At 38.9% G+C, this 12440-nt stretch carries 15 protein-coding genes and 1 pseudogene; 4 read left to right on the top strand and 12 right to left on the bottom strand.

Features of this window, described 5'->3' with window-relative positions:
- Window positions 1-25 precede the first annotated feature (25 nt).
- The 3 genes and pseudogenes from ACZ1G6_RS07675 to purM form a co-directional block, all read right to left on the bottom strand.
- Window positions 26-823 (bottom strand): DUF3108 domain-containing protein, encoded by a 798-nt coding sequence (locus ACZ1G6_RS07675; RefSeq protein ID WP_472618748.1) that lies wholly within the window; start codon window positions 821-823, stop codon window positions 26-28.
- Entirely contained in the window at window positions 798-1436 is a 639-nt protein-coding gene (gene purN / locus ACZ1G6_RS07670; protein ID WP_472618747.1) for a phosphoribosylglycinamide formyltransferase, read from the bottom strand. The genes ACZ1G6_RS07675 and purN overlap by 26 nt, the downstream gene beginning before the upstream one ends.
- Window positions 1437-1483: 47 nt before the next feature.
- Window positions 1484-2522 (bottom strand): annotated as a pseudogene (purM, locus tag ACZ1G6_RS07665) (phosphoribosylformylglycinamidine cyclo-ligase).
- Window positions 2523-2662: 140 nt separating this feature from the next.
- Between purM and ACZ1G6_RS07660 the strand changes: the two are divergent.
- Window positions 2663-3964 carry a DUF2066 domain-containing protein gene (locus ACZ1G6_RS07660; RefSeq protein WP_472618746.1) on the top strand — a complete coding sequence of 434 codons (1302 nt, stop codon included), beginning with the start codon at window positions 2663-2665 and terminating at the stop codon, window positions 3962-3964.
- A 4-nt stretch (window positions 3965-3968) separates the two neighbouring features.
- Window positions 3969-4700 carry a DnaA regulatory inactivator Hda gene (gene hda, locus ACZ1G6_RS07655; RefSeq protein WP_472618745.1) on the top strand — a complete coding sequence of 244 codons (732 nt, stop codon included), beginning with the start codon at window positions 3969-3971 and terminating at the stop codon, window positions 4698-4700.
- Window position 4701: 1 nt separating this feature from the next.
- Here hda and ACZ1G6_RS07650 read toward each other — a convergent pair whose 3' ends face one another.
- Genes ACZ1G6_RS07650 through arsC form a run of 6 tightly spaced genes read right to left on the bottom strand, consistent with a single transcriptional unit; the run spans window position 4702 to window position 8120 of the window.
- Window positions 4702-6060, bottom strand: a complete 1359-nt coding sequence (locus tag ACZ1G6_RS07650; RefSeq protein WP_472618744.1) for a hypothetical protein — start codon at window positions 6058-6060, stop codon at window positions 4702-4704.
- 17 nt (window positions 6061-6077) lie between these two features.
- Window positions 6078-6287, bottom strand: coding sequence for a hypothetical protein (locus ACZ1G6_RS07645; RefSeq protein ID WP_472618743.1), 210 nt, complete (start codon window positions 6285-6287; stop codon window positions 6078-6080).
- Between the two features lie 58 nt (window positions 6288-6345).
- Window positions 6346-6699 carry a hypothetical protein gene (locus ACZ1G6_RS07640; protein WP_472618742.1) on the bottom strand — a complete coding sequence of 118 codons (354 nt, stop codon included), beginning with the start codon at window positions 6697-6699 and terminating at the stop codon, window positions 6346-6348.
- Window positions 6680-7141 (bottom strand): DUF2069 domain-containing protein, encoded by a 462-nt coding sequence (locus tag ACZ1G6_RS07635; RefSeq protein WP_472618741.1) that lies wholly within the window; start codon window positions 7139-7141, stop codon window positions 6680-6682. The genes ACZ1G6_RS07640 and ACZ1G6_RS07635 overlap by 20 nt, the downstream gene beginning before the upstream one ends.
- A gap of 27 nt (window positions 7142-7168) precedes the next feature.
- Window positions 7169-7759: an NAD(P)H:quinone oxidoreductase gene (gene wrbA / locus ACZ1G6_RS07630; protein WP_472618740.1), complete on the bottom strand. Its 591-nt coding sequence runs from the start codon at window positions 7757-7759 to the stop codon at window positions 7169-7171.
- 1 nt (window position 7760) lies between these two features.
- Window positions 7761-8120 carry an arsenate reductase (glutaredoxin) gene (arsC, locus tag ACZ1G6_RS07625; RefSeq protein WP_472618739.1) on the bottom strand — a complete coding sequence of 120 codons (360 nt, stop codon included), beginning with the start codon at window positions 8118-8120 and terminating at the stop codon, window positions 7761-7763.
- A 23-nt stretch (window positions 8121-8143) separates the two neighbouring features.
- On the opposite strand from arsC, the gene ACZ1G6_RS07620 reads away from it, so the two are divergent.
- Entirely contained in the window at window positions 8144-8518 is a 375-nt protein-coding gene (locus ACZ1G6_RS07620) for a TlpA disulfide reductase family protein (protein WP_472618738.1), read from the top strand.
- Window positions 8519-8621: 103 nt separating this feature from the next.
- Here ACZ1G6_RS07620 and bepA read toward each other — a convergent pair whose 3' ends face one another.
- Complete coding sequence (gene bepA / locus ACZ1G6_RS07615; RefSeq protein WP_472618737.1) at window positions 8622-10097, bottom strand: beta-barrel assembly-enhancing protease; 1476 nt, start codon at window positions 10095-10097, stop codon at window positions 8622-8624.
- Window positions 10098-10303: 206 nt separating this feature from the next.
- Between bepA and ACZ1G6_RS07610 the strand changes: the two genes are divergently transcribed.
- On the top strand, window positions 10304-11383 hold the full coding sequence (locus ACZ1G6_RS07610) for an AI-2E family transporter (RefSeq protein WP_472618736.1): 1080 nt from the start codon (window positions 10304-10306) through the stop codon (window positions 11381-11383).
- A gap of 41 nt (window positions 11384-11424) precedes the next feature.
- Here ACZ1G6_RS07610 and bcp read toward each other — a convergent pair whose 3' ends face one another.
- On the bottom strand, window positions 11425-11889 hold the full coding sequence (gene bcp, locus ACZ1G6_RS07605; RefSeq protein WP_472618735.1) for a thioredoxin-dependent thiol peroxidase: 465 nt from the start codon (window positions 11887-11889) through the stop codon (window positions 11425-11427).
- Complete coding sequence (locus tag ACZ1G6_RS07600) at window positions 11867-12421, bottom strand: glycine cleavage system transcriptional repressor (protein ID WP_472618734.1); 555 nt, start codon at window positions 12419-12421, stop codon at window positions 11867-11869. Before ACZ1G6_RS07600 ends, bcp begins: the two co-directional genes overlap by 23 nt.
- Window positions 12422-12440: the final 19 nt, after the last annotated feature.

Below are 12440 nucleotides of genomic sequence, written 5' to 3'. Positions count from 1 at the left end.
TGGCCTTATAAAAATGAAAAATCGCTTAGGCGCATATCTCCTTGTTCTTTTTCATCTTTAAATTGTTGTAATCTAACAAGATTATAATTAAGCGAGGGGCAAACCAACCGTACGTTGTGCGTGAACTGCTTTGGCGATTAATTTTAACTTTAAGCGCTTTAATTTCACCAAAGGGGAGGCTTAGTTGTTCTGTATCGAGCACAACTAGCTCATAATGCCGTTTTTCGCCTCGATAATTAATGAAATCATACTTAATGAGAGTGTCGCCGTCAGCAAGATGTTGAGGTAAATCCACTCTGAATAATTGATTGTCAATCTCATTTTGCCAAAGTAATTCTTCATCTTGATCAATAATGATTTTATTGTTACTACGATCAAACGTAATACTTAACGATTTATTTGGTCCAGTACCAGACCGTCGATAGTCGTACTTAAGCGGCATGGCTTTGTCGTCCACTATAGTAAATACTGAGGTTTCATTACGTTTATCAGATAAGAAAAATTTTGATACTTTAGATGAATAGTCTAACTGGTAATTGACTTGATTTAGTCGTGATAAGGACATATTTGCTTTACCTACATCACGACCAGAACGATAAGCAATATAACTAGCTTTAAATGGTCGATATGCCAAAAAGGAGCCACTTTCTACTAATTCGCTAGCACTTTCATTTGGTGTGTTTGGCACATTATCGGCGACACTAAAAGCTAATTTTGCGTAACAAAATATCCCGATAAATATGACGACTAAGCGAAACATAGTGAAAGTATATTTGGCATTAGTACCGTATTGCTTGCTAGTTGGATTGTAAATAATCCTCATACAAAATTCCTTGTTCATTTATATTTTTATTTTTAAACAAAACTTTGTTATTTTTTAGTGTTATTTTTGATTCACAGAACCATTTGATTACTAATGGGTACGTGCACCATTCTTGTTGAGCTACTTTGCTGCGTAAAGATTCGATATTATCACCCAGTTCTATCTTCACTCTAGATTGTAGGACAACTGGGCCACCGTCAAGTTCATCGGTGACAAAGTGTATTGACAAGCCGTGATACGTATCTTTGTTTTCAAGCGCTCTTTGATGAGTATGAAGGCCGGGGTATTTGGGTAACAATGAAGGGTGAATGTTAAACATTTTGCCTGTAAAGTGCTTTACAAATTCACTGCTAAGAATTCGCATAAAACCGGCAAGGACAACTAAGTCTGGTTTAAAGTGCAGAATCTGTTCTAGTAAATGATTGTCAAAATCTTCGCGGTATGCAAAATCCTTGTGGTCAATTGAAATTGCTTCAATACCGTGTTTGCGAGCTCGTTCTAGACCATAAGCAGAGGCCTTATTTGAAAAAACAGCGCAGACTTCTGCATTAATAAAACCACTTTCACAGTGATCGATAATAGCCTGTAAGTTTGTACCAGAACCCGAAATCAATACAACGATCCTGTGTCTGGTAGGATGGGCTGAAGACTTCACAATCTTTATTCAATTATGACGGCGTCTTGGCTGTTTTTGTCAATAACCTCACCAATTAACCAAGCATTTTCACCCAAGTCATTTAATGTTTGTATAGTTGTATCAGTAAGCTCTTTATCTACCACTAAAATCATACCCACGCCACAATTGAACGTGCGATACATTTCATGCGTTTCTACATTTCCCTTTGTTTGCAGGTAATTAAAAATAGCTGGCCATTGCCAACTGTCTTTGTTAATTCTTGCACTATAGCTATCTGGCAGTACACGCGGAATGTTTTCCCAGAATCCACCCCCTGTGATGTGCGAAATTGCGTTTATTTTAGTGTTTTCGAGCACAGATAATAACGATTTTACGTATATTCGGGTTGGCTCAAGCAAATGCTCAATAATAGGCTTACCCTCTAAATTTTCAGATACATCAACCTTGGCTACATCTAAAATTTTTCGTATCAATGAATAACCGTTAGAATGTGGACCAGAGGAACCCAATGCAATAATCGCATTACCGGTATTCACGTCAGTGCCATCAATAACATCCTCGGCTTCTACTACGCCTACACAAAATCCAGCCACATCGTAATCATTGTTATGATACATCCCAAGGCATTTCAGCTGTTTCACCACCAATTAACGCGCAATTAGATAGTTGGCAACCTTTGCCAATGCCTGTAACTACCGCCGTAGCGGTATCTACATCAAGCTTCCCTGTTGCATAGTAATCTAGAAAAAATAGCGGCTCAGCGCCCTGTACTATTAGGTCATTAACACACATTGCAACCAAGTCTATACCAATCCCGTCATGTTTGTGATGGTCCATAGCCAGCCTGAGTTTTGTGCCTACGCCATCTGTTCCTGATACTAAAAGCGGGTTTTTATACTTGCTAGGCAAAGAACACAATGCACCAAAGCCCCCTAAACCACCTTTGACTTCACTTCTGTGGGTTGCTTTAGTGACTGATTTGATGCGATCAACTAATGCATTTCCAGCGTCAATATCGACACCGGCGTCTTTATAACTGAGGGATTGCTTATTTTCTGACACTTGGCTATTCCGCTATTGAAAAACGCCGCATAGTTTATCAGTAAGCTAGGGTAAAAGGTATTAAAAAGTTGACAAAATATAATGCAATATGAACGTAAATAGCCGACAATATTAAAACTTTATGTAGTTAGGATCATATTTTGTTTAAGCTTTTGTACAGTTTACCGTGCTTGCTGGTATTAGTGCTGTTAACAAGCATGCCACTTAATGCAAAAAATATTGAGCATGTCAATATTGGTAGGATTGGAGTTGATGATCAATCACTTCGAACTCAACGTGTCGCTGCGCAAGAAGCCCTTAGGCAAGTATTTATTAAAATAAGCGGTGATCAAAAGGTATTAACGCAAACTGTGGTAAGCCGTGCTATTGGAAATTATGAACAATATTTGGTGGCTAGTAGCTTTACTCAAATAAACGGTGAGCTTTATTTTGAAGCCGTATTTAACCAGCAAAAAGTAGAGCAATTATTAAGTGCTAGTGGATTGCCAGTGTGGACAAGCTTGCGGCCCGCTGCGAGTTTATGGCTTGCTGAGCAGGTGGGAACAAATCGGCGCTTAATCACACAGAACAATAATGTAAATATGGCGCAAGATGTTGCTAAACAGTCATTTGCTCGAGGTGTTGAGGTCGTCACTCCAATTGGTGACTTGACAGATTCTACCCAAATATCAGTATATGATGTTTGGGCACAAAACATTAATCGGGTTGCCAATCATGCAAGCCGTTATCAAACTCAGTATATTATATTAGCCAACAGTCGTGCCTTTGATTTAGAGCGTTACAAACAGACAAAACGACAAGAGCTGGTCGACATTGAACAAAAGAACCTTCGCAATCAAATCATTGAAATTGATGTCGATGAATCATCGACTATTGCTCAAATACCAAGCTCTTCCATAGATGCAACTCAAGCTTTCGACTCTGCTGCTCAATTGGATGTGACGCAGATTGATACGCTTAAAGTAGAGCAAGCTTTAAACGATGCTGTTGCTTCTTTGCCTAGTGACCTTGTTTTAGAGACACAAATTACGATTACCGATCAACAAGAATTTTTCACGAAAACTATATACACGGCAGACTTGTCACAAAGTCTAGCTCAAATAGTCAACGAATATGCTGATTTTTTAGCCTCCAATTTTACGTCGTCGAATTCTCAACAAAATATCACTAAGCGCGCTTTGATCAGAATCGATAATTTAAATAGCCTTGCTAAACATAGCCGTTTTATAAGTGTGCTAAAGGCAATACCTGCTGTCCAAAGTGAACAATTATTTAAACAAGAAGGATCAAGTGCTTATTATAAGGTGAATAAAGCAATGACAACGCAACAAATTGCTTCAATACTTGAGTTAGATCCTAGAATCACGCTTGAAAATTCAGACTTTTCTAATTCATTAGAAGACGCACAGGTGCCTAATCTCCACATAGTTTGGAACGAGTAAGCTAATGCAGTTAGTCTTGCCAGTTAGTTTTACAAAGGATTTTTATTTACACAATTTTAGAGGGCAAAAAAATCAAATTTTGGTCCAACACCTCCAGCAAAACCTGCAGGCAATAGCATCATTAAAACTAACTAAAATCTCATCGTCACAAAATATGTTGAATCTGTGTTACATGCATGGACTAATGGCATATGGAAAAACCCATCTTTTATTGTCATTAATTCAAGAAGGTGAAAAGCACCATGGGCTAAGGTGTCAGTACCTTGATCTTGAATTAGCAAAGGCTTATCCGCCGCAAATATTGGACGGACTGATTGCCAATGATATTGTTTGTATCGATAACATCGATGTTATTGCGAATAATAAGCCTTGGGAAATTGGTGTGTTTGATTTGATCAATCAATTTGTAGAAAAGGGCTGCGGTGGATTGATGTTAACCTCAAAGCAAAATATTGAAGGTTTGGCGCTAGATTTACCCGATTTAAAAACGCGTTTGGCGTGGGGAACACGTTTTAAAATATTTGAGTTAAATGACGAAGAAAAATTACAAGTGATCAATGACCAAGCGAAGTCCTATGGTTTGGTGATGAGCAAAGAAGTATCTAGTTTCTTAATTACCCGTCTTGGACGCGATATGCATACCTTGATGGCGACTTTAAAGCGCATAGATGAAGCGTCATTGGTATCTAGGAGAAAGGTTACCCTTCCATTTGTTAAACAAGTATTAAACCTTTGATTTAATCAAGCTTATTTTTCAAATCAATAGTTTTAGGCTTACCGTTATGAATATCTTGGTTGTCAATTATAGCTTGGCGTTGCTTAAAACTGTCATTCATTTTATCGCGCAAAATAGGGGAGAGCGTAGCGCCATTATTTAATTCTTGTGGTAACTCAGATAAATTAATATTTTCAAACCAACCTGCATTTGGATCCATCAAGATTGGTGAAGGTAGCCTCCTTAAATTTTCTCGAATATTGCCTAATTCTGGATAAACTGAAGTAACAGCAAACACTACTCTATCTTCAAGTGCAGGATCTGTGATTCTATTTCGTTGTCCCCAGCTCACAATATAATCGTCTTGGGTTTCCCCCTCGATTATTGCGATATCTGCTTCAGCCTCTAGGCTGACCAACATCATATAACGTTCGACAAGTGTAGCGAAATCTTCTCTTTCGTTTAAATAGGAATAAAAAGACGCAGAGATATCTGGAGTGAAGAAACCTTCTATTTCACTAGCCTGATAAGATTTTTGAGTTTCGTTAGCACTTTCATTACGAAACCTGACTTGCGCAAGAGCATGTAATTCGCTGGAACGCAAGGGAAGTGTGTTATTTAAAATATCAGAACGTGTACCGTTGCTATTAAAATACTGCAATGGTGTCAGATTGGTGTTCATATTCGCCCATGAATTAGGTTCAAAAAAATCATTCGCATGTGCTAATTCATGAAACATTAACCAGCTTATACTCGCTTCTACATCGCTAAACTGCCTTTGAGTTCTTTCTTGCTTCGGATAATCAGTGCTGGGGAAATATCTATTTTGCTTGGTATAACGCCAAAAAAAGCTAAACTGAAGCTCGCGTCCAAAATCACTTCTAAAATCAGGAATGTCGTTTAAAGTATCTCGTTCTAAAGGGGTTTGCCAAAAGTTCTTAGCGTCTAAGTAAATTGCGCCTGTAGCTGCCCAGTAAAAAGAGGGCCGAACATCATAGCTAATTACAATGGCGGTAACGCCGCGTAGCATGTTGATAATATCGGGACCCGCTAGTGATGTGCTAAGAAACTCCTCAAATCGTTTGCCCATCCACGGGTGAGAAACTAATGTTCTATCCATAATGTTTTGGATAGTGGGGGAGCTGTATGTGCTTCCGATTAATGGTAAGTCGCCAAATGTGCAAGTTGGCGTTCGAGGAATGTAATTGTTGTAGATACATCGTTGCAGGGATTCGCGATAAGCACTGTTTTGATTATAGGCATACATATCTTCACTGACGGCGGTGCCATTATTGTAAAACAGTCCATTGGTATCAAAATCCACGTTTGCGACACTGATATAAACTTGGTCAGAATCTTGGCTACCGTCGCTATAATTCACCGTTGTTTCAAATACGATTAAGCCGTCTGAACTAACGGATGGGGCATCAAAAAAAGAAACTCCTTATCCATTTGAATATTTTGCGCTTGTGGCCCTGCGATTTGTTCCCATTGAATATCTGAATATGGTTTGTTAGCAGGCAAATCTACATGAAGCGATACTTTCGCTAATTCGGTTGCGCTATGGTCAAGTCTTATCGTTGCAACATCAAAGATATTGTTTCGCACCGTAAAATCGATAGTGAAACTTTCTGGTTCATCATTGATGTTGGCATCAAGTAATAAACTATATGTGCTCAGGAGAGTCTACCTGAAGACCAATCGTTTTCGCATTTGGGCTCATAATACTGACGTTTGGGCCATTTATTTGTTGCCACGAAATATCGTCGATACTAGAGCCAGCTTTTGCGATGATAGAAAAACCTGCAACGGTATTACTATTAATGTTTGTTTCGCCAAATATTTGAATTGAATCATTTTCAATAAGTGGTGAAAGATTGCCTAATGAAGGTGAGGGGGCCGAGGGTGATAGTGCAGGTCTGTCAATAACGGTATCACCGGTATCAGAACCACCACATGAGGATAAAAGAAATAAGCCTAAACCAATACACAGTATTCTTTTAGGGTGTATCATTTTCATCTTTTTCGCCCTCAAATAACGCTTTTTCTTGCTCCATTACCTGACTCAATTTAGGTAAGCTTGTGCCGAGTTCTTGACCTCGTAATCGAGCGTACATACTGCAACCAACAAACATCATTATTGCAAATACTAACTCGATACTAGCATGAATTACATATGCAGGCTCTGCATACATAACCGTAATGCTGTGTAAAAAATACCATAAAACTATAAAACAGGACCAAGCATGCGTATATGGCTTACCCTTTATGATGCCATAAAAGGGAAAAGCAAGGGGCAGTAAATAAACTAAAAACACAAACATAACCGAGTAGTCTTGCTTGTTTCCAATGACAAAATACCAAATGATTAACCATGCAAACAAGCCCAAGTAGCCTACTAGGGCTAGATAACGGTATCTTTTTGTATTTTCTGTCATTGCGATTGCTGATTCTTGTGTCATATATTCATTAACCTGTTTTGAGTGACGCTACGCTATCAATTTTGCTGAAACTGAGGCTAGACGTTTGCCCATAGCATACGCTAAATTGCTTTCATCATCCGTCAATTCCACATTCTTACTCATTTGTACAGCACTAGCACCATATGGACTTCCGCCTGACTGAGTATCGTGAAGTTCAGGCTCGCTGTATGGCAACCCTAATATACACATCCCATGATGTAGCAAAGGAAACATCATAGAAACCAAGGTGGTTTCTTGTCCGCCGTGCATACTTGATGTAGAAGTAAATACACAAGCAGGTTTATCTACTAAGCTTCCTTTTAACCATATATCACTTAATGTGTCGATAAAGTATTTAAGTGGGGCAGCCATATTACCAAAGTGAGTAGGGCTTCCTAGGGCTAGCCCATCACATTCAATTAGATCCTTTTTGTCTACATACAAATGACCATCATCGGGGATGTCATTGCTTACTGGACGCTCAGTTAATTGACTAAGCTCAGGAACGGTACGAATTTTTGCAATATTACCGGAACTCTCAATGCCTTTAGCAATGGATTTGGCGAGCTCTCGTGTTTTACCATGCTTGGAGTAATATAAAACTAGAATGGTAGCCACATCATTGCCCTTTAAATAATTGTTGTATGTTTTCTAAGGGCCTACCAATTGCTGCTTTACCATTTAAAACAACAATAGGTCTTTCCAAAAGTTTCGGGTATGTTGTAATGGCTGATAACAGCGTTGCTTTATCCGATGATTTACTCAATTTAGCCAATTTATATTCTGGCTCTTTAACGCGCATCATACCGTGTACATCACTTAGCCCCAATAACTCAAATATGTGCTCTAGTGCTTGCAAGCTTGGAGGTGCTTTTAGATACTCTATGGTCTCAAACTCGATTTTAAGTGTTCGCAAATATTCAAGTGCATGCCTACTTTTCGAGCACCTAGGATTGTGATATAACTTGACGTCAGACATTGACAAGACTCCTTAAATTATTCATGCAAAAAACCGCTGTTATCCTAGCTTCCTTATTTTCGTTGAGTTTTGGTATATGGTTTTTTTCGTTGTACCAAAACCACACCAATTCTCAGACGCCCGATTTTATCACTTTAGATGGCAAGACACACAATCTTTCTGAACTCAAAGATAAAGTGCTTGTTGTTAATTATTTTGCACAGTGGTGCGCGCCGTGTTTAAGAGAGATTCCAGAGTTGAACTTTTTTTATGCAAACAAGCCAGAGTCTGTTGCATTATTTGCAGTCAGTTTTGACAATTTGGCAAAAAACGAATTGATTGCGCTTAAAGAAAAATACAATATGAAATTTCCAATCATACAAACACAAGTTAATGAGTTTCCATTTGCTAAGGCCTGAGTATTTGCCTGCTACGTTTATTATCTATCCAGAAACGAGAAAGACTAAGCAACTGGTGGGGGAACAGAGTGCTCAAGCTTTGTTAGACATGGTGGAATTACTTTCACAGACTTAGGTTTTGCATGCTTTGTTGCGCCATTCTAAATTGTTCAATGCGTGCCTTGATACGCTGTTTTGACAAAGTGTCGCTCCCAGTCTGATTATACGCAAATTGTAGCTCGTCAATTGCTAAGGGGTAAGCCGATATGAGTGCATAGATTTCAGCTTGCGTCATATGGGCTTCTTTCTTTTGTTGGTTGCGATTGTATGCATCATTTAGCAGTTGAAAGGCAATGAAATTTTCATTATCTACTAGCAATAAATCTCTAAGCATCTCAATGGCTATTTCGAATTGACCATCATAGATATGTGCGTTTGCAAGGTTTAAGGTTAGTACTTGATTAGTTGGCTTTAAACGCCACAAAGGCTCTAACAAGGTGATAGCTTTGTTTGCTTGCTGTTTCGCTATATAGATATCGGTCATTAGGTCAAGGTAAAATAAGTTTTCTTGATCTTGACGTAATAGTTTATCGAGTACCTCTTTAGCATCATCAAAGCGCTCTAAAGCAAAATAAGTGAGCGCCAGACCATATCTCATGGCGACACGTTCAACCAAATTAGGCGTGTTAAGCGCTGATTTAAAACGTGATAAGTTGATACTAGGGTCAGCACCGTAACGAGCCACTATTCTTGCCTTTGCAAGGTGAAAGTCCAAACTTTCTGGCACTCTTCTTTCTGGGTAACTTCTAGCTCGCGTGATGGTTTGCGCAACACGGTCCTGAGCCAATGGGTGGGTACGCAAAAAGGCCAATTGCTTCGATTGTCCTCTACTTTGCTCTGCTAACCGACCAAAAAACGCAGGGGCGCCCATTGGATCAAATCCGGCTCTATACAGGATGTTAATTCCAATGTTATCTGCTTCTTGTTCGTTGTTTCGTGTGAAGTTAATATTTGCTTGTTGAGAGCCGGCTAAACCTGCTTGTAAAACGCCAATGCCAGATTCTGGATCAGCCATGGCTAACAAAATTCCGCCAATTAAACTGGCTATTTGTAGTGGACCACTGCGGCGTTGATTTTGAATTCTGCGTGCAAGGTGCCGTTGAGTAACGTGAGCGACTTCGTGCGCAAGTACAGAAGCAAGTTCACTTTCACTGCTAGCTTGAGCAACAAGCCCTGTGTGAATACCGATATGCCCCCCGTAAAAAGCAAATGCATTGATAACAGGATTGCGAATCATAAAAAACGTAAACGGAAACTTAGTATTGTCTGCGTGAATGACTAATTGATTACCCAAGCTTTGAATGTATTCTTGAAGAACTGGATCCATAACAAGGGGAGCCTGTCCCCTTAATTGCCGCATGACTACATCGCCAATTACTTTCTCTTTGTCTATTGTGATTGCATCAGATGCAACGACACCTATTTCAGGTAGTTGATTTCGGTTGTTATCCTGAGATGCGGTGGTTTGTGATGCACAAATACTAGTCATCATACACAGCAATAAAAACAAGCTAACCTTATGTATCGAAGATAGACTCATATAAAAATGCGTATTCCTTGGTTAAAAATATAATTTACTAAAAATAGACCTATATTGCGGCGCTTAGTTTCAGTATCATAACAATATATTATGAAATTATTAACGCAAGTGTTCACTGTAAGTTTTAGAATGTATAAAAAACAGATCGATAATGATCTGCTATGTCGTCATCTTTTCATGTTTTACTTTAAACAATAGGAGCCAAAATGTTTGGCATAGTTGGTAATTGGTACAAGCGTAAATTTTCTGATCCAAATGCGATGATGCTGTTATTTTTAATAGTTATTAGCGCAATGCTATTGTATTTTTTCGGTGGTATCTTGATGCCAGTGTTAGTTGCAATCGTTATAGCATATTTGTTGGATGTACCGGTTAGTAAGCTAGAGCATTTAGGTGTCAGGCGTTCATTAGCGACAAGCTTTACGTTAATCGTATTCTTTGTTTTGTGTTTCGTACTAGCGGTAAGTTTAATTCCAATTATTTCACAACAAAGCGTCAATTTAGTTAGAGAGATTCCTCTTATTTGGGAGTCTGCGCAAAACTGGATAGCTAGTTTACCCGAAAAGTACCCCTCTATTATTGAAGTAAATTACATTCAACAAGCGCTTGAAAGTCTGAACTTAAAAGTGGTGGATTTTGGTGAACAAATTTTGTCTGCATCGTTTAATTCACTTAGTACACTTGCTGCAATTCTTATCTATATGATTTTAGTGCCTTTAATGGTGTTTTTCATGCTTAATGACAAGAAAGTATTTTTGATGAGTATTTCAGGCATTTTACCAAAAGAACGCAGGTTAATTACGCAAGTTGGTGAAGAAATGAACACTCAAATTGCAAATTATATACGCGGGAAAGTAATAGAAATCATTATTGTTGGCGCCGCAAGCAGCATTGCTTTTAGTATTTTAGATCTCCGCTTTGCTGTTTTATTAGGCGTATTGGTAGGTTTTTCAGTGCTTATTCCCTACATTGGAGCGGCTGTTGTGACGATTCCTGTAGCGGTAGTGGCGCTTTTTCAATTTGGATTTAGTTCAATGTTTGGGTATGTGATGCTTGTATATTTTATCATTCAAGCCATTGACGGTAATATTATCGTGCCACTTCTGTTTTCTGAAGCAGTGAGTTTACATCCTTTGTACATTATTATAGCTGTGTTGCTGTTTGGTGGGTTATGGGGCTTTTGGGGAGTGTTCTTTGCAATCCCGCTCGCTACGCTTGTAAAAGCCCTAATGACGGCATGGTCAAGTCCTAGACCTTCAGAGGAAGAGCTCTCTATCAATCAGTAGGCTAAACGCACAAGCGTATACACGCTTGTGCTTAAGACAATTTATGCAGAAACAGCATCCAGAACGACTTGATGGTGGTCTTTTGTTTTAAACTTGTTTATTACTTGCTCTATGACGCCATTCTCGTCAATTAGAAAACTTATGCGATGTATACCGTCATACTCCTTACCCATGAATTTTTTTAAACCCCAAACGCCGAAAGAATCTGCTACCGCATGGTCTTCATCAGACAATAAATCGAAGTTTAAGCCTTCTTTATCAACGAATTTGATAAGACGTTTGACGGGGTCTGGGCTAATACCCAACACAACCACGTTTTTATCTTGAAGGGCAGCCATGCTATCTCGTAAGCCTTTTGCTTGAACTGTGCAACCCGGCGTAGACGCTTTTGGATAAAAATAAACGAGAACCTTTTTTCCTTTTAAAGCATCCAGTTCTATCGTCTCACTATGTTGATTTTGTAACGCGAATTTAGGCGCTGATTCACCAACTTTCAATGTATTCATCATTTTCCCCTATTGTGTTGTGGCTAATACTGCCGCTAAGGCCCAAACTATGTAAAAGCGTTCTCATCTGTTCGTCAAAACTTCGTAAATCTAAAGTTTTGGGCGCAGATAGTATCATTTTGCATGATAGTTCAGTTGTTTCACCTTTACGCTGAGTCTTTTGGCGAACGGCATTTACCGAAACGTCTGTTTCTGACAATGCTTGAGTAATAGATTTCATTACACCGCTTGAATCAGCGCCAGAAAACGCCAAACGCACAAATTGCCCAATGTTTTGTTTTTGATGCCCACTGGTACGCTTCATCATGCATAGCAGATCAAGCTCGACACAGATAGATGACAGATTTATCTCTAACATCGATATGTCATTACTGGCACCGCTTACGATCATTGATAATGAGAAGTCTGTCGCATATTCAGCGTGGCGACTATCTAAAATATTACATGCATTTTCGCTTATGCATCGAGTTAATTTACTCAACGTGATTATTGAACTAGGTCCAAGGATATTAATTATGAGTTGTTCAGACATATCGTACTACTTTGGGGCT

It is taken from the genome of Glaciecola sp. HA4-3, assembly GCF_055693685.1.
This window is presented reverse-complemented; position numbering and strand designations above follow the sequence as displayed.

Coding starts and splice junctions, on each gene's coding strand:
- ACZ1G6_RS07675 (WP_472618748.1), bottom strand. CDS start 823: ATGAGGATTATTTACAATCCAACTAGCAAGCAATACGGTACTAATGCC.
- hda (WP_472618745.1), top strand. CDS start 3,969: ATGCAGTTAGTCTTGCCAGTTAGTTTTACAAAGGATTTTTATTTACAC.
- ACZ1G6_RS07640 (WP_472618742.1), bottom strand. CDS start 6,699: ATGAAAATGATACACCCTAAAAGAATACTGTGTATTGGTTTAGGCTTA.
- ACZ1G6_RS07635 (WP_472618741.1), bottom strand. CDS start 7,141: ATGACACAAGAATCAGCAATCGCAATGACAGAAAATACAAAAAGATAC.
- arsC (WP_472618739.1), bottom strand. CDS start 8,120: ATGTCTGACGTCAAGTTATATCACAATCCTAGGTGCTCGAAAAGTAGG.
- ACZ1G6_RS07620 (WP_472618738.1), top strand. CDS start 8,144: ATGCAAAAAACCGCTGTTATCCTAGCTTCCTTATTTTCGTTGAGTTTT.
- bepA (WP_472618737.1), bottom strand. CDS start 10,097: ATGAGTCTATCTTCGATACATAAGGTTAGCTTGTTTTTATTGCTGTGT.
- ACZ1G6_RS07610 (WP_472618736.1), top strand. CDS start 10,304: ATGTTTGGCATAGTTGGTAATTGGTACAAGCGTAAATTTTCTGATCCA.
- bcp (WP_472618735.1), bottom strand. CDS start 11,889: ATGAATACATTGAAAGTTGGTGAATCAGCGCCTAAATTCGCGTTACAA.
- ACZ1G6_RS07600 (WP_472618734.1), bottom strand. CDS start 12,421: ATGTCTGAACAACTCATAATTAATATCCTTGGACCTAGTTCAATAATC.